This window comes from Erythrobacter donghaensis (assembly GCF_002155425.1).
Lineage (GTDB): Bacteria > Pseudomonadota > Alphaproteobacteria > Sphingomonadales > Sphingomonadaceae > Erythrobacter > Erythrobacter donghaensis.
The window spans coordinates 124,070-143,388 of record NZ_MUYG01000009.1 but is presented as its reverse complement, the minus strand read 5'-3'; the positions used below and the strand labels follow the sequence as shown (position 1 = coordinate 143,388).

Annotated in this window: 21 protein-coding genes; 12 read left to right on the top strand and 9 right to left on the bottom strand. The window is 65.0% G+C overall.

Annotated elements, in window-relative coordinates; genetic code table 11:
* Positions 1–48 precede the first annotated feature (48 nt).
* Entirely contained in the window at positions 49–318 is a 270-nt protein-coding gene (locus BZF59_RS06980) for a TM2 domain-containing protein (RefSeq protein WP_086607538.1), read from the top strand.
* Between the two features lie 57 nt (positions 319–375).
* On the opposite strand, the gene BZF59_RS06975 is transcribed toward BZF59_RS06980, so the two are convergent.
* Positions 376–1,329: a L,D-transpeptidase family protein gene (locus BZF59_RS06975; protein ID WP_086607537.1), complete on the bottom strand. Its 954-nt coding sequence runs from the start codon at positions 1,327–1,329 to the stop codon at positions 376–378.
* 83 nt (positions 1,330–1,412) lie between these two features.
* Complete coding sequence (locus BZF59_RS06970; protein WP_086607536.1) at positions 1,413–2,813, bottom strand: methyl-accepting chemotaxis protein; 1,401 nt, start codon at positions 2,811–2,813, stop codon at positions 1,413–1,415.
* A 131-nt stretch (positions 2,814–2,944) separates the two neighbouring features.
* Between BZF59_RS06970 and BZF59_RS06965 the strand changes: the two genes are divergently transcribed.
* From BZF59_RS06965 to BZF59_RS06945, 5 genes are all read left to right on the top strand, one after another.
* Positions 2,945–4,129 (top strand): vWA domain-containing protein, encoded by a 1,185-nt coding sequence (locus BZF59_RS06965; RefSeq protein ID WP_086607535.1) that lies wholly within the window; start codon positions 2,945–2,947, stop codon positions 4,127–4,129.
* Positions 4,126–4,557, top strand: coding sequence for a hypothetical protein (locus BZF59_RS06960; RefSeq protein ID WP_086607534.1), 432 nt, complete (start codon positions 4,126–4,128; stop codon positions 4,555–4,557). The genes BZF59_RS06965 and BZF59_RS06960 overlap by 4 nt, the downstream gene beginning before the upstream one ends.
* Positions 4,558–4,621: 64 nt before the next feature.
* Positions 4,622–4,984, top strand: coding sequence for a hypothetical protein (locus tag BZF59_RS06955; protein WP_086607533.1), 363 nt, complete (start codon positions 4,622–4,624; stop codon positions 4,982–4,984).
* Complete coding sequence (locus BZF59_RS06950; RefSeq protein ID WP_086607532.1) at positions 4,981–5,748, top strand: hypothetical protein; 768 nt, start codon at positions 4,981–4,983, stop codon at positions 5,746–5,748. Before BZF59_RS06955 ends, BZF59_RS06950 begins: the two co-directional genes overlap by 4 nt.
* A 40-nt stretch (positions 5,749–5,788) precedes the next feature.
* Positions 5,789–6,631 carry a DUF817 domain-containing protein gene (locus BZF59_RS06945; protein ID WP_086607531.1) on the top strand — a complete coding sequence of 281 codons (843 nt, stop codon included), beginning with the start codon at positions 5,789–5,791 and terminating at the stop codon, positions 6,629–6,631.
* Here BZF59_RS06945 and BZF59_RS06940 read toward each other — a convergent pair.
* Together BZF59_RS06940 and BZF59_RS06935 are read right to left on the bottom strand one after the other, a co-directional pair.
* On the bottom strand, positions 6,628–7,920 hold the full coding sequence (locus BZF59_RS06940) for a spinster family MFS transporter (RefSeq protein ID WP_086607530.1): 1,293 nt from the start codon (positions 7,918–7,920) through the stop codon (positions 6,628–6,630). The two genes, BZF59_RS06945 and BZF59_RS06940, sit on opposite strands and share 4 nt — an antisense overlap.
* A 94-nt stretch (positions 7,921–8,014) precedes the next feature.
* Positions 8,015–9,211 carry an exo-beta-N-acetylmuramidase NamZ family protein gene (locus tag BZF59_RS06935; RefSeq protein ID WP_086607529.1) on the bottom strand — a complete coding sequence of 399 codons (1,197 nt, stop codon included), beginning with the start codon at positions 9,209–9,211 and terminating at the stop codon, positions 8,015–8,017.
* A gap of 88 nt (positions 9,212–9,299) precedes the next feature.
* Between BZF59_RS06935 and BZF59_RS06930 the strand changes: the two genes are divergently transcribed.
* Complete coding sequence (locus BZF59_RS06930; RefSeq protein WP_086607528.1) at positions 9,300–9,800, top strand: TspO/MBR family protein; 501 nt, start codon at positions 9,300–9,302, stop codon at positions 9,798–9,800.
* Here BZF59_RS06930 and BZF59_RS06925 read toward each other — a convergent pair.
* Positions 9,797–10,312 carry a DOMON-like domain-containing protein gene (locus BZF59_RS06925; protein WP_086607527.1) on the bottom strand — a complete coding sequence of 172 codons (516 nt, stop codon included), beginning with the start codon at positions 10,310–10,312 and terminating at the stop codon, positions 9,797–9,799. The genes BZF59_RS06930 and BZF59_RS06925 overlap by 4 nt on opposite strands.
* A 77-nt stretch (positions 10,313–10,389) precedes the next feature.
* On the opposite strand from BZF59_RS06925, the gene tyrS reads away from it, so the two are divergent.
* The 4 genes from tyrS (at position 10,390) to cysK (ending at position 14,279) form a co-directional block, all read left to right on the top strand.
* Complete coding sequence (gene tyrS / locus BZF59_RS06920; RefSeq protein ID WP_086607526.1) at positions 10,390–11,619, top strand: tyrosine--tRNA ligase; 1,230 nt, start codon at positions 10,390–10,392, stop codon at positions 11,617–11,619.
* An 84-nt stretch (positions 11,620–11,703) separates the two neighbouring features.
* Positions 11,704–12,042: a PilZ domain-containing protein gene (locus BZF59_RS06915; RefSeq protein WP_086607525.1), complete on the top strand. Its 339-nt coding sequence runs from the start codon at positions 11,704–11,706 to the stop codon at positions 12,040–12,042.
* A 51-nt stretch (positions 12,043–12,093) separates the two neighbouring features.
* Positions 12,094–13,362, top strand: a complete 1,269-nt coding sequence (locus tag BZF59_RS06910) for an MFS transporter (protein WP_086607524.1) — start codon at positions 12,094–12,096, stop codon at positions 13,360–13,362.
* Positions 13,359–14,279, top strand: coding sequence for a cysteine synthase A (gene cysK / locus BZF59_RS06905; RefSeq protein ID WP_086607523.1), 921 nt, complete (start codon positions 13,359–13,361; stop codon positions 14,277–14,279). The genes BZF59_RS06910 and cysK overlap by 4 nt, the downstream gene beginning before the upstream one ends.
* A 6-nt stretch (positions 14,280–14,285) precedes the next feature.
* Here cysK and BZF59_RS06900 read toward each other — a convergent pair whose 3' ends face one another.
* Positions 14,286–15,557 carry a M20/M25/M40 family metallo-hydrolase gene (locus BZF59_RS06900; protein WP_086607522.1) on the bottom strand — a complete coding sequence of 424 codons (1,272 nt, stop codon included), beginning with the start codon at positions 15,555–15,557 and terminating at the stop codon, positions 14,286–14,288.
* 191 nt (positions 15,558–15,748) lie between these two features.
* Here BZF59_RS06900 and BZF59_RS16350 point away from each other — a divergent pair, with 191 nt between their 5' ends.
* On the top strand, positions 15,749–16,276 hold the full coding sequence (locus tag BZF59_RS16350; RefSeq protein WP_086607521.1) for a hypothetical protein: 528 nt from the start codon (positions 15,749–15,751) through the stop codon (positions 16,274–16,276).
* A 69-nt stretch (positions 16,277–16,345) separates the two neighbouring features.
* Here BZF59_RS16350 and BZF59_RS06890 read toward each other — a convergent pair whose 3' ends face one another.
* From BZF59_RS06890 to hisI, 3 genes are read right to left on the bottom strand one after another with little or no spacing between them, the layout of a single operon-like run.
* Positions 16,346–18,151: an acyl-CoA dehydrogenase C-terminal domain-containing protein gene (locus BZF59_RS06890; RefSeq protein ID WP_086607520.1), complete on the bottom strand. Its 1,806-nt coding sequence runs from the start codon at positions 18,149–18,151 to the stop codon at positions 16,346–16,348.
* A 45-nt stretch (positions 18,152–18,196) separates the two neighbouring features.
* Positions 18,197–18,655, bottom strand: a complete 459-nt coding sequence (locus tag BZF59_RS06885) for a MerR family transcriptional regulator (RefSeq protein WP_086607519.1) — start codon at positions 18,653–18,655, stop codon at positions 18,197–18,199.
* Positions 18,656–18,713: 58 nt separating this feature from the next.
* Complete coding sequence (gene hisI / locus BZF59_RS06880; protein ID WP_086607518.1) at positions 18,714–19,121, bottom strand: phosphoribosyl-AMP cyclohydrolase; 408 nt, start codon at positions 19,119–19,121, stop codon at positions 18,714–18,716.
* Positions 19,122–19,319 lie beyond the last annotated feature (198 nt).

The window sequence follows — 19,319 nt, the reverse complement described above, 5'->3', positions numbered from 1 at the left end:
CATGCGATAGCTCTTGGCCTGCCTCAGGGCCTTAAGGGGGATCACATCATGGAAACCAAGTCACCGATCGCTGCCGGATTGCTTGCTCTGTTCCTGGGCAGCCTCGGCGTTCACAAGTTCTATCTCGGTTACACCAAGGAAGGCGTGATCCTGCTGGTGGGGACGATCATCAGCTATCTGCTCACTCTGGTGCTGATTGGCATCATCCCGCTGATGATCATCGGCGTGGTGTGCCTGGTCGAGGCGATCCTCTACCTCACCAAGCCCGAAGCCGAGTTCAACCGGATCTATGTCGAGGGCCACAAGCCCTGGTTCTAATCCAACCGGCTTGAGAGCCGCGTGCCGGGCCAGTGTCCGGCACGCGCGCATCTTCGCTCACTTCACCGCGAAACAATCAATCCCGGCGCGCTTGAGCGCGGTGCACGTCGCGTGGGCACCGGGCGCCGAGGCGCGCAGGCGGTAATATTGCTTGCCGTTCACCATCGCCGGGATCACCACCATCTGCATGTCTCGCAGGGCCGCGCTGCGCGCGGACAGTGCCTGCCACTGGGTGGCAGCATCCTCGGGACTAATAGCTGCGGCGAGTTGAATGGTCTGCGATCCCAGCGGCAGCGCAGTTGCGATTGCGGCGGGCCCCGGCAGAGCGATCGTGCGTGAAGCCGGCAACCTGCCCTCCGGTGCCGCCTTGGCCTTCGCCAGCAGGGGCCCCTCGCGCTTCAGCAGGTCGGGGTTGATCGGCACCAGCGCATCGGTGCGCTGCGCCAGTGCGAGCGCATCGGCCTCACCCGGCAGCGCCTCGTCCACCACGATCACTGCGGTCGAGGCCGGCCCGGTAATCGCGAATAGCTCGCGGGCGAAGGCATCGGGGATGCGGATGCAGCCGTGCGAGGCGGGATAGCCCGGCAGGCGTCCAGCGTGGATCGCGATCCCGTCCCACGTCAGGCGCTGCATGAAGGGCATCGGCGCATTGCTGTAGAGGTTTGAGCGGTGGAATTTCTTCTTCTGCAGGATCGCGAAGACCCCCGGCGGGGTCTCCTTCCCGCGCTTGCCGGTCGATACCGGACTGGAGCGCCAATAGGCCCCGTCGCGGAACACGTGCATCTGCTGCGATGACAGGCTGATGGCGATCACCACGCCGCTTTGCAAAAGCTCGCTGACGCTGCGGGTCGGGGGCGGCTTGGGGAGCGCCTCGGTCAGGGCTGCGGTGTCAGGCAAGGCCGAGGCCGTCCGGCGCGCCTCCGGCTCGGCGCCCAAGACCTCGGGCACGCAAGCCGCAGCCAGCAGCGCGGCTGCCAGCACCCAGACCTCTGCGAGCCGCAGGCCCCGCATTGCGTCTCTCCGTTACCCGTAAAGGTTAACGGTTAACCGCTTGAGCCTAACGCCGCAAGACCCGGCCCGGCTGCGCGGAGCGCTCAGTCGAAGCTGTAGGCCAGCTCGAAATCGCCCCAGCGCTTGCCGCCGATCACCAGTGGGACATAGACATTGCGCACCACGACATAGGTATTGCCGTCGCCCTCCTGGCGATAGACCGCCATCATGTAGGGCGCCTGGCTGGCCTTGGCCTTGCGGTCGATCGCTTCCAGCATGATCCGCCCGTTGCGGCAGAACTGGGTGTCGTGCGCGACATCGCCGGTGGGGGTGCGGCTGCGTTCAGTGAGGTGCGTGGGCAAAAAGCCGTTCATGTCGGTGCAGGCCGCAGCCAGAACGCGGGTGTCGCCGGCTTTGGCGCGGTCGAGGAAGGGTCGCCATTCGGCATGGGCCCAATCGGTCAGCCGCGTGCGATAGAGCTGCGGATTGGTGCCGGGCACGGGCTGATAATCGGTATCGAACAGCGCCGCCATGCTGACCGCGCCCTTGGCGATCGCAGCCTCGGTATGGGCAGCGACCTCGCGCATCATCGCCTGCGCCTGCGCGACCATCGCGCTGTCCTCGGGCGAGAGGCCTGCCTGCACGATCCGGTCAAACATTTCGGAGGCCGTGATTTCCAGCTCCTCCATCTTGCGATGCGCGCCGTGGAGGCGATCTTCGTTGCTGCGCGCAGCGGTATCGAAGCCGGTCAGCACGCGCTGCACCTTGTCCACATGGCCGCTGATCGTGCCAGTCGAGCGGGCGATGACGTCATTCTGCTTGTCGACTTCCTCGACCAGCGCGCCGACGTTGGCGATAGTGCTCTCGATCTGCGCGACGCTCGCACGGGCCTCGCCGCTGGCCTTCGATCCGGCCTCGATCCGTCCGATCACCACCTCGGCCTCGCCGCCCAGCGCGTCGATGGTGGCGGCGATTTCCTCGGTCGCCTTGCGGGTGTCGTTGGCGAGGCTCTTCACCTCGGCCGCGACCACCGCGAAGGTGCGCCCGGCGTCGCCCGCGCGCATCGCCTCGATCGTGGCGTTCAATGCGAGGATGTTGGTGGTCTCGGCAATCTCGTCGATATCCTGCGCGCTGCGGCGCACCTGTTCCATCGCGGCGGAAAAGCTGGTGACGTGCTGGCTGAGCGTGTCGACCAGTTCGATCAGGCCCGCAATCTGCCCGAGCGAGGACTGGATCAGCGCCGTGCCTTCATTGAGGCGCTCGATCGCGCGTTCGGACAAGAGCCGCGCCTCGTCGCTCGCCTCGGCAACCTTGTGCTGGTCGGCCTCGAGCGCGCGCACCGTCTCGGCCAGCGCCTCGTGCTCCGAACGCAGCGTGCGCGAGGAGGCGATCACCGCCTCGACCACACCCGCGACGTCGGTGCAGCCAACCGTCACCGCGCCGCAGCTTTCCGGGATCATCCCCAAGGCATGGGCGTGGGCGGTATCGATGGCGAGCGAGTTCATGAGCGATTGCGACCTTTTATCTGTGCGACTGCACCCTAACCGGGGATGGTAAGCCAAGGGTTAAAATGCGCCCTGCCACCCTCAAGATTGGGGACTGGTCAGCCCGAAGCCTGCGGGGTAAGCAGCGGCCCATGTTCTTCAACTTCATCGATGAGCTGAGAGCCGCCGGAATCGGCGCGTCCTTCAAGGAGCACCTCACGCTGCTGGAGGCGCTCGACAAGGACGTGATCGAGCAGACTCCCGAGGCGTTCTATTACCTCTCCCGCGCGACCTTCGTGAAGGATGAAGGCCTGCTCGACCGCTTCGATCAGGTGTTCCAGAAGGTCTTCAAGGGGATCATGTCCGATTACGGCCAGAACCCGGTCGACATTCCCGAGGACTGGCTGAAGGCGGTGGCCGAGAAGTTCCTTTCCCCTGAGGAAATGGAGAAGATCAAGTCGCTGGGCGACTGGGACGAAATCATGGAGACGCTGAAAAAGCGGCTCGAGGAACAGGAAAAGCGCCATCAGGGCGGCAACAAGTGGATCGGCACCGGAGGCACATCGCCTTTCGGCAATTCGGGCTACAACCCCGAAGGCGTGCGCATCGGCGGCGAGAGCAAGCACGGCCGCGCGATCAAGGTCTGGGAAAAGCGCGAGTTCAAGAACCTCGACAACACCAAGGAGCTTGGCACCCGCAACATCAAGATGGCACTGCGCCGGTTGCGCCGCTTCGCCCGCGAAGGCGCGGCGGACGAGCTCGACATTCCCGGCACCATCGAAGGCACCGCAAAGCAGGGCTGGCTCGACATCAAGATGCGTCCCGAGCGGCGCAATGCCGTCAAGCTGCTGCTGTTTCTCGACGTCGGCGGGTCGATGGACCCCTTCATCAAGCTGGTCGAAGAGCTGTTCAGCGCCGCCACTGCGGAGTTCAAGAACCTCGAATTCTTCTACTTCCACAACTGCCTCTACGAAGGCGTGTGGAAGGACAACAAGCGCCGCTGGCAGGAACGCACCAAGACCTGGGACGTGCTCCATAAATACGGCCACGATTACAAGATCGTCTTCGTGGGCGATGCGGCGATGAGCCCCTACGAGATCACCCATCCGGGCGGCAGCGTCGAGCACATGAACGAGGAAGCGGGCGCGGTGTGGCTCCAGCGCGTGGCCAACACCTATCCTGCAACCGTGTGGCTCAATCCGGTGCCGGAGAAGCAGTGGGGCTATTCGCAGTCGACCAAGATGATCAAGCAACTGGTCGGCGACCGGATGTATCCACTGACGCTCGAAGGGCTGGATGACGCGATGCGGGAGCTGTCGCGGAAGCACGGGGCTTGAGGGCACGCGCGGTTCTCGCCGCTGGCGTCGCTCTGGCGCTGACGTCATGCTCGGCGCAGCAGGCGGCGCAAAGCGTCCCCCTCGCCCGTTCGGAGCGCTTGCCGCCTGACCAGGATCGCCCCCACCTGATCGTCACGCAGTTCTCGGGCCCCGGCCTCGTGTGCGGGATGGGCTTTGCCCTCGTGCTTACACCGGACGAACAACTGGTGAGCACGGACCGGATGATGGACTTCATGACCTACGAGCTCGGCGCAGCGGGCCGTGGGGCCGTGATCTACGAAGGCAATGCGCCCGGACCCGCCGACGTCACGCTCGAAACGGGTTTGAACTTTCCATCCCTCATCGCCGTCCATCTCGACGCAGGAGGCTATGACCGATCGCTCGCCCGGCGCCTTCTGACGAAGGATGACATTCCTCCCAACTGCTGACGCTGCGCCAAGCTTGTTGGAAAAGCGGGCTTTTGTGATATTCTTGCAGCCGAAGGAGACTGTCATGCACTATCTCGTCCTGCCGCTCGTCCTTGCCCTGCTCGGTGCCAGCGATGCGCCCCCCGCCCCGGCGCAACCCCTCGACGAACCGCCGGTTGCTACCATCCGCGAATTGCGTTCTGGCTTTCAAACCGGGCAGCGCTGCCCTGACAGCAACCTGCCGACGGGCGACAATCCCGGTCGGCAACCGCGCTTCGAACGCGGGCCTGCGACGGCGGACATGGGGCAGATGATCTACGCGGTCGACCGGCGGATCGATGGCTGCTCGGTGGTGCTGGTCAAGGGCGGTGGCCCGGCGCCGACCCCTCCGCTTGGCCGTATCCAGCTTTCCCCGGAGCAAATGGCTGAGCTTCCTCGCAAGCGTTGATGGCAGCGGTGGTGCTCGGCAGGCTCTTTACCGCGTTGGTAGTGCTGCTTCTTGCGGCACCCGCCTTTGCCGATCCGCCCGTAGCCGATGCCGAGCCGGTCATCGTCTATATCGAGACCGATCCCTGGGCGATGATGATCGGGTCGGACTCCCCCCGCTTCGTGCTCTATGACGATGGAACGGTAATCTATCGGGCCGATGCGGGCTATCAGGCGGTGACCCTCGCAGCGGCTGACAGCGCGGCGCTGGCCGCCAAGGTCAAGCTGGCGGGGATCGATGACTACACGGCCTATACGAGTATCACCGACCAGCCGTCGTCCATCATCATCGATTTCCGCGATAACCTGGCAGTGGTCGCCTATGGCGCGACGTCACGGCATCGCAATCGGCGGGATGCCAGTGACAAGCTTTTGGGCATGATCACTTTGCTGCAGGAATACCAGAACCCCAAGTCCGAGGTGTGGGAACCTGAAGCGATCGAGGTCATGATCTGGCCCTACGAATATGCGCCCGAAGCTTCGATTATCTGGCCGGAGGAATGGCCGGGGCTCGATCACGCTGCGACGATACAGCGTGGTGATAGCTACAGCCTGTTAATTCCGATCAACGACATGGATGCGCTGCTGGCGTTTCTCGAAACCCGCAAGGCGCGCGGTGCGGTCGAGATCGGGGGGAAAAAGTGGGCCGTGAGCCTACGCACGCCGCTGCCCGGTGAGGCGCGCTGGATGCCGCGGGCGGGCGACGATCCGGCTGAGCGCGAGTAGGCGTTGACGGCAGCGTACGGGCTGGTCATTCCCGCGTGGTATGACGTCACGACGCCACACCCGCTTCGAAGCCGTCCGCCTCCACCTCGAAGCCTTCGACCCCGGCACGGGCTGGCGGCTGTGGCTGTATGAGTTCCTGCTGTTCGGGTTCAAGCAAGGCTGGGCCTGCCTGTTCGGCGGGTTGCTGCTGGCGCTGCTACTGGGGACACACCTGTTCTACCCCGACAACGCAGCGCTCCACCGCTATGACTTCCTGACGCTGGCCGCGATTGGCATTCAAGGCGCCATGCTTGCTTTCCGCCTCGAGACATGGCGCGAGGCGCGGGTGATCCTGATCTTCCACGTTGTCGGCACGGTGATGGAACTGTTCAAGACGCAGGCCGGATCATGGACCTATCCCGAAGCGAGCGTGCTGCACATCGGCGCGGTGCCGCTGTTCTCGGGCTTCATGTATGCCGCCGTCGGCAGCTATATCGCGCGGGTGTGGCGGATCTTCGACTTCCGCTTCGCCCACTATCCGCCCGCGTGGACGACATGGGCGCTGGCGGCGGCGATCTATGCGAACTTCTTCACCCACCACTTCACGCTCGACATCCGATGGGGACTGTTTGGCGTCACGGCGTTGCTGTTCTGGCGCACTCGCGTTCACTTCCGCAATTGGCGGGTGCATCGCTGGATGCCGCTGCTGGTGGGCTTTGGCCTCGTCGCGCTGTTCATCTGGTTTGCCGAGAATATCGCCACCTTCGCCAATGCCTGGAACTATCCCGGGCAGGAGAAGGAATGGCAGATGGTCAGCCTCGCCAAATATGGCAGCTGGTATCTGCTGATGCTGATCAGCTTCGTGCTGGTGACGCTGGTTCAACCGGTGCGCGCGCCGGACTAACCCTTCTGGTCGAGCTCGCGGTCGAGGTGGAGGCTACAGCGCCAAAAGAAGAACGCCGGCACCAGCCCCAGCACCGCCGCGCCGTAGAGCACATAGCGCACCGACTCCGCGCCATAGGCCGGCTGCAGCCAGTCCGACAGCATCCCGAAGAACAAGGGCCCCAGCCCCAGCCCGATCAGGTTCTGGAAGAACAGCAGCGCCGCCGCCGCAATCGCCCGCGCCCGCAGCGGCACCAGCCCCTGCGCAGCGGAGTAGGTCGGGCCGTAGTAGAAGGAATTCAGCACCTGCGGCACGAACAGCAGCGTCAGCGCGACCGTCCAGCTTGACGCCTGATAAGCGGCGATCGCCAGCGGCACCGCAAGCGCCATGCCGATCGCGGGCGCCGTGAGCACATGGCGGCGGTTCTTCGCGCCGAAACGGTCCGCCAGATAGCCGCCCAACCATGTTCCCATCATGCCGCCAATGCCAGCGATAACCCCGAACCACAGCCCTACCTGTCCGGGCGAAAGATCGTGGGTGCGCTGGAAGAAGATCGTGGTCCAGGTGGTCTTGCCATAAGCAAGGAAGGAGGCTGCCGATCCGGCACACAACAGCAGCAGGAAAGCGCGCGAGCCCATCACCTCGCCCAGCGCCTGTCCCAGCGGCAACACCGGAGGCGGGTTCTTGGCGCGCAGGATCGCAGCAGCGTCGGAGCGCCGCGGGTCCCTGAGCACAAACCACAGCACCAGCGCCAGCATGACGCCAGGCAGTCCGACAATCACGAAGGCTTCACGCCAGCCCACGTAGTCAGCCAGCATGCCACCGATGAGCATCCCGAGCAGCGTGCCCACCGGAATGCCGAGCGAATAGAACGCCAGCGCCGAGGATCGCTTTTCCGGCGGCACGATGTCGGCGATCAGCGAATGCGCGGGCGGCGTGCAGCCCGCCTCTCCCACGCCCACGCCGATCCGGGCGAGCAGCAACTGCCAGAAATTCTGCGCGAGACCGCACAGCGCCGTCATCGCCGACCACAGCGCCAGCGCCACCGCGATCAGCCGCGGGCGATTGGTCGTAGGCCGGTCGGCAAAACGGGCGATCGGGATGCCGAGCACGGTGTAGAACAGCGCGAAGGCCAGCCCTGTCATCAGCCCGATCTGGGTATCGTTCAGATCGAGATCGCGCGCGATCGGCTCGGCGAGGATGTTGACGATCTGGCGGTCGATGAAATTGAAGACATAGACCGTGAGCAGGATCCACAAGGTGAGCCGGACGGAATTCGCGCGGGGCGCCGTGACGGCGGTGGTGGCCATGTCGTGTTCTCTCCCATCGGTGGCCGTTTGTCCGCCATCCGTTGTCGTGTCATCGCAGGGCCGATGCAATCTCGTCGCCGGGCCGTGACGTCAGTCAGTAAAGCAGATGACCCCGCACCGCCGCAACCCATGCGGCCTCGTCATGTGACGTCATGACGTCAAGATCGTGCGGCGTGGCGGCGGGATCATCGACCCATTCGCGCAAGGCAGGCCCACCGTTGATGACGTCAATCGCCAGACGGGTCAGCTCGTATTCGTAAGGGAAATCGCGCCACAGCGGATAGTCCGGGTAAAGCGTGCGGATCGCCTTGAAGGCCAGCGCCTGCAAGCGCCACGGCTTGAAGGCATGGTGATCATAGAATTCACCTTCCGCGTGGATCATCAATGCGTTGCAAAGCGTTCCTGCGTGCTTGTGGAAAGTCGGTTCGAACCAACATTCACGGATCGCGCAGCCCTCCAGCCACTCGGGCGCGAGCTTGCGCATCACATTGAGAACCCCGCCAGCGTCGATGTCGGGCGCGCCGAACAGCACCTCCAGCGGGCGTGTGGTGCCGCGGCCTTCGGACAGGGTCGTGCCCTCCAGCATCACCGTCCCGGCATAGCAGCGCGCCATGTTGACGTTGGCGGCATTGGGCGAGGGATTGATCCACAGGCGTGACGTCGGCCAGCCATTCCCAGCGCCATCGGGCTGCCAGCCCTCCATCGTCACCACCCTGTAGGCGACGTCGAGCCCGAAATGCTCGATGAACCAGTGGCCCATTTCCCCCATGGTGAGGCCGTGGCGCATCGGCATCGGGGCGGCACCGACGAAGCTTTCCTGCCCCGGCACCAGCAGCGTCCCCTCGACCGGGCGACCGGCGGGATTGGGTCGGTCGAGCACCCACACTTCCTTGCCCGCCTTGGCCGCTTCTTCGAGCAAATACAGCAAGGTCGTGACGAAGGTGTAGATCCGGCAGCCGAGGTCCTGCAGGTCGAACAGGAAGACGTCGGCGCTCGACATCATCTGGCCCGTGGGGCGGCGCACCTCGCCATAGAGCGAGAAGATCGGGATGCCGTAGCGCGGATCCATCTCGTCTGCGGTCTCGACCATGTTGTCCTGCTTGTCGCCCTTCAGCCCGTGCTGCGGGCCAAAGGCGCTGTTGACCTGCACTCCGGCGGCGATCAGCGCATCGAGACTGTGGGTGAGATCTGACGTCACGCTCGCCGGATGAGCCACCAGCGCGACGCGGCGGCCCTTGAGTTGGCGGAGGAGTTCGGGGTCGGCCAGCAGCCGGTCGATGCCATTCTTCATGGGCAGCAGCGTTGGAACAGGCGCGGCGCAAAGGCAATTGCTTTGCGCGGGCCGGGAACATTGCTGCCACTCGCGGGGTTGGGGGGTCATGGAGATCGACTGGACCAACGCCCTCATCGCCGCCACCTGGGCCATCATCCTTGGCGGCGCGGGCGGGGCGCTGACCGAGATCGGGCCGTGGTATCGCCAGCTGCGCAAGCCCCCGTGGCAACCGCCTGACTGGCTGTTCGGCCCGGCGTGGACGATAATTCTCGGCCTTGCGGGGTGGAGTTTCTACATCGGTCTGACCCAGGCTCCCACCCCTGAAGCCCGGATCGGAATCTGGGCTTTGTTCATCGCCAATTTCATCATGCATTTCGCCTGGTCGCCGCTGTTCTTCAAGCTCAAGCGGCCCGACTGGGCGCTGGCCGAGAACGTGTTCCTGTGGCTGTCGGTCGTCGCTCTGATGGTGGTGCTGCCGCGCCTTGCGGGGGACAGCTTCGCCGGGTGGCTCAACGTGCCCTATTTCATCTGGGTAAGCTTTGCCTTCGTGCTCAACGGCAAGATCGTGCAGCTCAACCGGCCCTTCGGCGGATCCGCTTCTGCCTAACGCTCGACGATCAGCGCGCGGTTGGCTTCGGAATGAAACTCCGGCTTCCCGGGCGGGAAGGCCAGCGCCCAATATTGCTTGCCGCCGTCGGCGTGCTCGACAATCGCGTTGAGCGCGACCTGCGCCGGGTCCGGCAGATCGGCCGCGATGCTGGCCTTCAGCACCAGCCCTGCATCGTCATGCGAACAGGCGACCGCAATGGCCTCTACCGGCGCATCGCGCATCCCCTCGCGGAAGGAATCGAAGTCATAGGCCGCCCATTGGCCCGAGGGCGAAAGATTGAACTCGCGATAGGCCGTCCCGCCGAGCGGCTGCCAGAAGATCTCGAAACAGGTCGTCTGCCAAAGATTGTCTTGCCTAGCGGGTGCCGCCGCGGGGGGCAGGATGATGGCGGGCACATACCCATCGAGCCGGAATTCTGCCTCGCACCCCTGCGCGCTCGCGGTGATGGCGGCGGTGACCGCGCGGATCGGGCCGAGGTCGCAGGCGACATGAAGCATGAGCGGGTGCATCCTCCATCCCTGCCCCCTCGCCCGCCGTCCGGCAAGCCACTTCACGCCGCGCGCGCCGCCTGATAGGGGCGCGCCCTATGAGCACATACGAATCCGCCCTCCTGCGCCTGCTCGACGAGCGTGGCTACATCCACCAGCAGACCGATGCGGCAGGGCTCGATGCGCTTGCCGCCAAGCAGGTCGTGCCAGGCTATATCGGGTTCGACGCCACGGCGCCTTCGCTTCACATTGGCAGCCTCGTGCAGATCATGATGCTGCGCCGCCTTCAGCAGACCGGCCACAAGCCGATCGTGCTGATGGGCGGCGGCACCACCCGGATCGGCGACCCCACGGGCCGCGACGAGAGCCGCAAGATGCTCACCGACGAAACGATCGAAGCGAACATCGCCTCGATCATGACCGTCTTCGACAAGCTGCTGACCTTTGGCGACGGGCCCACCGATGCGGTGATGGTCAACAACCACGACTGGCTCGGCAAGCTTGGCTACATCCAGTTGCTGCAGGAAGTCGGCACGCACTTCACCGTCAACCGGATGCTGACCTTCGATTCGGTGCGCCTGCGGCTTGAGCGCGAACAGCCGATGACCTTCCTCGAGTTCAATTACATGATCCTGCAAGGCTACGATTTCAGGCACTTGTCGAAGGAGTTCGGGGTTCGCCTGCAAATGGGCGGCAGCGACCAGTGGGGCAATATCGTCAACGGGATGGAGCTTGGCCGGCGAATGGACGGCTCGGACCTGTTCGGCCTCACCACCCCGCTGCTGACCACAGCCAGCGGCGCGAAGATGGGCAAGACCGCCGCAGGCGCGGTGTGGCTTAACGAGGAGCAGCTCCCGTCCTACGATTTCTGGCAATATTGGCGCAATGTCGACGATGCCGACGTAGGCAAGTTCCTGCGCCTGTTCACCGATCTGCCGCTGGATGAGATCGCCCGGCTCGAAACGCTTGAGGGTGCCGAGATCAATGCCGCCAAGGTGGTGCTCGCCAACGAGGTGACCAAGCTCGTCCGCGGAGAGGATGCGGCAACCCGTGCCGAGGCGACCGCACGCGAGACCTTTGCCGGATCGGGCGCGGGCGAGGATCTGCCCAGCCTTGCGGTGGGCAGCGAAGGGATGCGCATCGCCGCGCTGCTGACCGCCATCGGCCTCACCGCATCGGGCGGCGAGGCCAAGCGCAAGCTGGCGGAAGGCGCGGTAAAGCTCGACGGCGAGACAATCACCGATCCCGCGCAGCTTGTGCTCCCGGCAGAAGGGCAGACACTGCGCCTCAGCCTCGGCAAGAAACGGCACACGCTGGTGCATCGCTAGGCCTTACGGCTCTTTACCAATTGTCAGCCTTTCTGCGGCATTTCCGTTCGTCAGACCCCAGACGAAGGGAAGGATCGCAAGCACGTGGCGGGTGGAGCAAATCTCAGCGTAACCGATTTGCGCCGTGCGGCGCGGCACCCGGTCGATTTTCCGGCGATTGTCGAGCATTTCGTGCACGGCGACCTGCATCTGCACGTCAGCAACCTCTCGGCGCATGGCTTTATGGTCGACAACGCAACGCAGCTTAACCGCGGCGATCGCATCATCATCCGTCTGCCCGTGGTAGGCCGGATCGAGGCCTATGTAATCTGGGTGCGCGACAATCGCGCGGGCTTCCAGTTCGAACGGATCATCCGTTTCGACGACTTCGCCACGATCATCGACCAGCTCCAGCCCAACCCGCGTCTGCGCCGTTCGCGCTAGCCCCCGTTTCCCCCGCTTGGCAGGCGCGCATGAGCCTGCCATGGCGCGCGCGTGACCGAACCTTCCTCTCCGCTCCGGATCCCCGATTACCGGCGTTACTGGCTCGCCCGCTTCATGGCGGTGTTCGCCACGATGTCGATGGTCGTGCTGCTCGGCTACCAGCTCTACGAGGTGGCGCGCGACGACTATGGGATGAGTGTGGCCGAAGCTTCGTTCCAGCTCGGCCTTTTGGGCCTCGCGCAGTTCATTCCGCTGTTCCTGCTGACCCCCGTGGCGGGCCTTGCCGCCGACCGGTTCGACCGGCGCCATGTCGCGGCCTTCGCCAACGGGATCGACGGCTGCGTGGCGGTGGTGCTGGCAGTGATGACCTGGGCCGACGCGCTGAACCTGCCGATTCTCTTCATCCTCGCTGCCGCCCACGGCACGGCGCGGGTCTTCGTGGGCCCATCAATGAGCGCGATTGCGCCCAATATCGTGCCCCCTGCCCTCCTCCCGCGCGCCATCGCCCTGTCCTCGATCGCCTGGCAGACCGCCAGCGTCGCAGGGCCGGCGGTGGGCGGGTTGGTCTATGCCGAGGTGATCTGGTTGCCGCACGCACTTTCGGCGGCGATGCTGCTGATGGCGGGGGTGCTGATCCTCACCGTCCGCCCGATCCGCGCCAAGCACGAAGGCCCGCCGCTGAAGCCAGTGCGCCAGATGATCGAAGGGCTGATCTATGTCTGGCGCGAACGGTTTCTGCTGGGCTGCATCACGCTCGATCTGTTTGCGGTGCTGCTGGCTGGCGCAACTGCGCTGTTGCCGGTGTTTGCGCGCGACATCTTGTTCGTAGGGCCAGAGGGCCTCGGCCTGATGCGCGCCGCCCCGGCGCTCGGCGCAGCAAGTGTGGCTTTGATCCTGTCCTTCCGCCCGCTTGACCGCGAGGTAGGGGTCAAGATGCTCTGGGCTGTCGCAGCCTTCGGAGCGCTGACCATCGCCTTCGCCTATTCGCGCAGCTTTGCGCTTTCGCTGGTGATCCTGTCGATGATGGGCGCGGTCGACATGGTCTCGGTCTTTATCCGGTCTTCGCTGGTCCAGCTCTTCACGCCTGACGACAAGCGCGGTCGGGTCTCGGCGATCTCGGGCCTTGCGATCTCGGCCTCGAACGAATTGGGCGAAATGCAATCGGGCCTTGCCGCCGCGATCCTCGGCGCGACCGGCGCGGTTGTATTCGGCGGCGCGGGTGCGATAGTCGTGACATTGGTCTGGGCGTGGTATTTCCCCGAGTTGCGCCGCGCCCGCAGCTTCGAGCCGCAAGCGCTCAAGAAAGAGGTATCGACATGAAGGCTGACAACATCCTCGCCACCATCGGCGGCACCCCGCATATCCGCCTTGCCCGACTGTTCCCAGATCACGAGGTGTGGGTGAAGTCCGAACGCGCCAACCCCGGCGGCTCGATCAAGGATCGCATCGCCCTCGCAATGGTCGAGGATGCTGAGGCCAGCGGCGCGCTGAAGCCGGGCGGCACCATCGTCGAGCCGACCTCGGGCAACACCGGGATCGGCCTTGCAATGGTCGCCGCGGTCAAGGGTTACAAGCTGGTGCTGGTGATGCCCGAATCGATGTCGGTCGAGCGCCGCCGCTTGATGCTCGCCTACGGCGCGAGCTTCGACCTCACCCCGCGCGAAAAGGGAATGAAGGGCGCGATCGAGCGCGCGCAGGAGCTGGTCGCAGGCACGCAAGGCGCATGGATGCCGAGCCAGTTCGACAATGCCTCCAACCCCGCGATCCACGCGCGCACGACCGCGCAGGAGATTCTCGCCGACTTCGCCGACACGCCGATCGACGTGATGATCACCGGGGTCGGCACCGGCGGCCACCTCACCGGCTGCGCGGAGGAGTTGAAGAAGCACTGGCCCGGCTTCAAGGCCTATGGCGTCGAGCCGGCGCTCTCGCCCGTCATCAACGGCGGCCAGCCCGGCCCGCACCCGATTCAGGGCATCGGCGCGGGCTTCATCCCCGGCAACCTCCACACCAACGCGATCGACGGCGCGATCAAGGTTGATGCCGAGGAAGCCAAGGAAATGGCCCGCCGCGCCGCGCGCGAGGAAGGGATGCTGGTCGGCATTTCGAGCGGTGCGACACTCGCCGCGATTGCCGCCAAGCTGCCCGAACTGGCACCGGGCGCGCGGGTGATGGGGTTCAACTACGATACCGGCGAGCGTTACCTCTCGGTGCCTGACTTCCTCCCGGTAGAATAAGCGCTGTCAGGGCACCTCGGCCCCGGTCTGCGCGAGGATCACCGTCAAACCGACCGAGAGCCCGGCGACGAAGCGCTCGCATTCGATAACGAGAAATTCGTCGAGGCTGTGGGTGCGCCCGCCCCCGGCCCCGCTGCCGATGGTCACAGCTGGGATGCCGAGGCTCATGGGGATATTGCTGTCGGTCGAGGAGTCGTCGAGCCGCGCTTGGAACCCCGCCGCCTGGCTGGCCGCGAGCGCATTGCTGATGAGGGAGTGATCGGATGGCGTGACGCCGCCGGGGCGATCCCCGGTCAGTTCCGCCACCAAAGAGACCGCACCCGCGCGTTGCGAGCGGGAGGCATTCTCGCTGGCCACCCCTACCTCGGCTGCTGCCAGCACCTGCGTTTCGAGGTCTCGCAGCAGCGCCGCATCGCCTGAGCGCATGTCGATCTCCAGCGCCACTTCGGCCGGGATCGAATTGACCGAGGTGCCGCCGCTGACGACGCTGGCCGAATAGGTCGTCTTGGGCTCCTCCGGCACCTGTATCGCGTAGATGCCGCGCACTGCCTCAGCCATCGCGGCCATCGGGTTGACGATCCCGAAGGCGCCATAGCTGTGCCCGCCCGGCCCCTTGAACACGAGCCGGTAGCGCCGCGAGCCGACCGCCGCATGGACGATCCGCCCGGCGTCCGTCCCGTCGATCGACATGAAGGCTCCGATCCGTCCCTGCCACGCGCCTTGGGTGAAGAGGTGGCGCACGCCGCGCAAATCGCCCGGCCCTTCTTCGCCCACCGTGGCGACGAACAGGATCGACTGTCGGGTGGAGATGTCGTGCCGCTCCAGCACCCGCACCCAGGCGAGGATCGAAGCGAGGCCGAGGCTGTCGTCACCGATCCCCGGTGCCAGCAGCCGCTCTCCGTCGCGCGTGACGGTGATCGGCGTGCCTTCGGGAAAGACGGTGTCGAGATGGGCGGAGACGACGAACACCGGCCCCTCCTCGCGCCCGGGCCGCAACGCGAGGACGTTGCCTTTCTCGTCGATGGTCACGTCGGTCAGCCCGCTGTTGCGTAGCATCTGGGCAAACAGTTCGGCGCGGGCGGCTTCCTTGAACGGCGGTGCGGGGGTTTCAGTGATGCGAATGAGGTCGGCGATCACCCGATCATATTGCGCATCGAGATCGGCCTTGAAGGACGCAGGCAGGTGCTCCGCTTCAATTGGCTGTGCAGCCAGCGGATGCGCTGCCAAAGGCATCGCCAAAGCCAACAGCGCCGCCAATCCCATCCGGTGCCATGCCATTGTCCGACCGTTCCCTTTTGCCACGTGCAATGTTGCCGTCGCCGGTCTGGCCGAATGGTCCCCGCTTAGCCAGCCCCCTGCGCGCCAGAGGAGCGAGTCCGGCAAGACATGGAGCGATTCCTTAACCTTGATCGGCTATTTACTGCGGCAATGAAACAGGCCTCACAACCGCGACACGGGGACCGGCGCGCATGAAATTCATCAAGCTCGATTCGCGCGGCGGCAATTATCTCGTCGTCGCTTCCAACGTCGCGTGGCTACGCACCGCCGAAAACGGGCAGACCAGCGTCGGCATCGTCGGCGGACAGCCGCTGCTGGTGGTGGGATCGGTGGAGGAAGTAGCCGCCAAGATCCTCGCCGGAACCGCCGAGGGCGAGCCCCAGGCCGCACCGGCTGCTGCGCCCGCGCCCACACCGCTTGCCACGCCCGCACCGGCAGCCGCCCCGCCCGCTCCTGCGCCGCAAGCCGCTCCGCCGCCTCCCCCACCGCCTGCGCCTAAACCCGAGCCGGAACCGGTCGTCGAAGTGGTCGAGCCCGAACCGGAGCCGGAACCCGAGCCGGTCGCGGCCGCCCCGGCCAAGGCCCCCACACCGCCTGCCCGCTCGCGTGCCGGATCGGCACGCTCGGCGGCGCAATGGGAGCGGCCCGCCTCGGTACCGCAGCCCGGCAGCATCAAGCTGAAGGCCGGGTCGCAGCGGATGATGGGGCGCTTCGAGTAAGGCCCTAATGACACGGGCCGCCATGCTCACGCATGACGGCCCGCATCAAATCAGTCAGAAGAAACAAGCTCAGGCCGCAGTGGCGAAAGCCTCCGCCGGCAGCTTCATCATGTATTCGCTGCCCGCTTCCAGCTTGCGCCGCAGCGCGCCCGCATCGGGGAGGAAACGCTCGGCGTAGTAGTTGGCCGAGACCAGCTTGGCTTCGTAGAAGGCCTTGTCCTCAGGCTCGCCCGCCAGCTTGGCCGCAGCGACCTTGGCCATCTTCAGCCAGAAGAAGCCAAGCGTCACGATGCCCATGATGTGCATGTAGTGATGCGCGCCCGCGCCGAGGTGATTGGGGTTGGCCATCGCGTTCTGCATGAACCACATGGTCGCCGCCTTCTGCTCGCCCAGCGCCTTTTCAAGCCGCTCGGCGACGGGCTTCAAGGTCTCGTCCTGCTTGGCCGAGGCGATTTCCTCGTCGATCATCGCGAAGAAGGCCTGAATCGCCTTGCCGCCACCCGCGGCAAGCTTGCGGCCACACAGGTCCATCGCCTGCACGCCGTTGGCGCCTTCGTAGATCATTGCGATGCGGCTATCGCGCACGAACTGCTCCATGCCCCATTCCTTGACGTAGCCGTGCCCGCCATAGACCTGCTGCATATTGGTGGCGATGTCGTAGCCCTTGTCGGTGCCGTAGCCCTTGATCACCGGGGTCATCAGCCCGATCAGCAGATCGGCCAGCTCGCGCTCTTCGGGGGTCTGCGCCTTGTGGGTCAGATCGACCTGCAGCGCGCCCCACAGGCACAGCGCCCGCATGGCTTCGGTGAAGACCTTGGCGTCCATCAGCATCCGCCGCACGTCGGGATGCACGAAGATCGGATCGGCCTTGGCCGCCGGATCGGCCGGGCCGGTCAGCGCGCGGCCCTGTCGCCGGTCGAGCGCGTAGTTGACCGCGTTCTGATAGGCGACTTCGGCCTGAGCATAGCCCTGAATGCCGACGCCGAGGCGCGCGGCGTTCATCATGATGAACATCGCGGCAAGGCCCTTGTTCTCCTCGCCCACCATGTAGCCGGTCGCGCCGTCATAGTTGAGCAGGCAGGTGGCGTTGCCGTGAATGCCCATCTTCTTCTCGATCGACCCGCAGGTGACGCCGTTGCGCTCCCCGGGATTGCCATCGGCGTCGAGCAGGAACTTGGGCACGATGAAGAGCGAGATGCCCTTGGTGCTGTCGGGCGCGCCCGGGGTCTTGGCCAGCACCAGGTGGATGATGTTGCTGGTGAGATCATGCTCGCCGGCCGAGATGAAGATCTTGGTGCCGGTGATCGCATAAGAACCATCGCCGTTCGGCACGGCCTTGGTGCGGATCATGCCGAGATCGGTGCCGCAATGCGGCTCGGTCAGGTTCATGGTGCCCGACCATTCGCCCGAGATCATCTTGGGAAGGAAGGCGGCCTTCTGCTCTTCCGATCCCTTGGCGATAATCGCCGAGATCGCCCCGGCGGTAAGGCCGGGATACATTGCGAAGGCCTGATTGGCGGTGCCGGTATATTCCTCGAGCACGAAGCCGAGCACGTGGGGCAGGCCCTGCCCGCCGAATTCCTCTGGCTGGGCCAGCGTGCCCCAACCGCTTTCGACATAGGCCTGATAGGCCTCCTTGAAGCCCGGAGGCGTGGTGACAGAGCCGTCTTCGTGGCGGGTGCAGCCATATTCGTCGCCCGCCTGATTGACCGGCGCGAGCACCTCGGCGCAGAACTTGCCGGCCTCGTTGATGACCGTGTCGATCATGTCGGGCGTGGCATTCTCAAAGCCGGGCAGGTTGCCGTAGCTGGCAAGGTCGAGCACTTCGTTGACGACGAAGCGCGTGTCGCGGGTGGGGGCGGTATAAGTCGGCATCACGTGTTCCCTTGGGTGTGCGGTGCTGGAAAGTCGGAGGGCGGCTCAGCCGAGGTCGAGCTTTTCGATCTCGGCGACGAAATCGGTGAGCTCCTTGATCGAGGAGTCGATGTCGTCGCGCTGTGCCTTCAATTTGGCGATGTGCGTGCGGCACTTCTCGATCGTGACGCGGCGCTGTTCGACGCGGCCATCGTCAAGATCGTAGAGGTCGATCATCTCGCGAATTTCGGTGAGCGAGAAGCCAACGTTCTTGGCGCGCATGATCCAGGCAAGCCGCGCGCGGTCGCGCTTGGAATAGACGCGGGTAAGACCGACGCGGGCCGGATTGATCAGCCCCTCATCCTCGTAAAAGCGCAAGGCGCGGGCGGTGCAGCCAAATTCCGAAGTAAGGTCGGAAATGGTGAACTGTTCGCGGGCGTGCACGTCCGGACGGTCGAGATGCGCGCCGTTGCGACGCGTTTCACCGGCAGGATCGGCGGCGGAATGTGCGGGTGCGGTAGCCATCCGCCCGATCTACCTTACGTTTACGTGAGCGTCAAGTGTGCTCACGCTTACGTGAACGTCAAATTTCGTCGCGACGCAAGCGCGGCTCCCCCTTGCCCGTTTCGAGCACCCGGTAGAAACAGCTACGCGCGCCGGTGTGGCAGGTCGGCCCGGCGGGCACCGCGCGGATCACTAGCGCATCCTGATCGCAATCGACCCGGATCTGCCGCACCGCCAGCACGTTGCCCGAGGTCTCGCCTTTCATCCACAGCGTGCCGCGCGAGCGCGACCAGAAATGTACCTTGCCGCTCGCCAGCGTCGCATCGAGCGCCTCGGCGTTCATGTGCGCGACGACCAGCACCTCGCCCGAGGCATCGTCGACCACCACGGCAGTCAGCAAGCCCTGCGAATCAAAGCGGGGTGCAAACACCGCGCCGCTTTCGCGCTCGGCGGTGGTCAGGGGGGTGTCGGTCACGGGAAACTCCATTGAGGCCGGGTCTTGGACAGATCATATCTCTATGGTGGCGCTCATGCGACGATTGTTGCACGCAAACAACAGGGCGCGGCAAAAAAGACAAAGCCGGCAGCTAACGGCTTTCGTATCGGGCCGCGGCGTGGAACAAGCCCATTCGGAGCTCTCGCAAGGGGTTCTCCACCGAACAATGGCACCGCCCGGTGCCGGGTT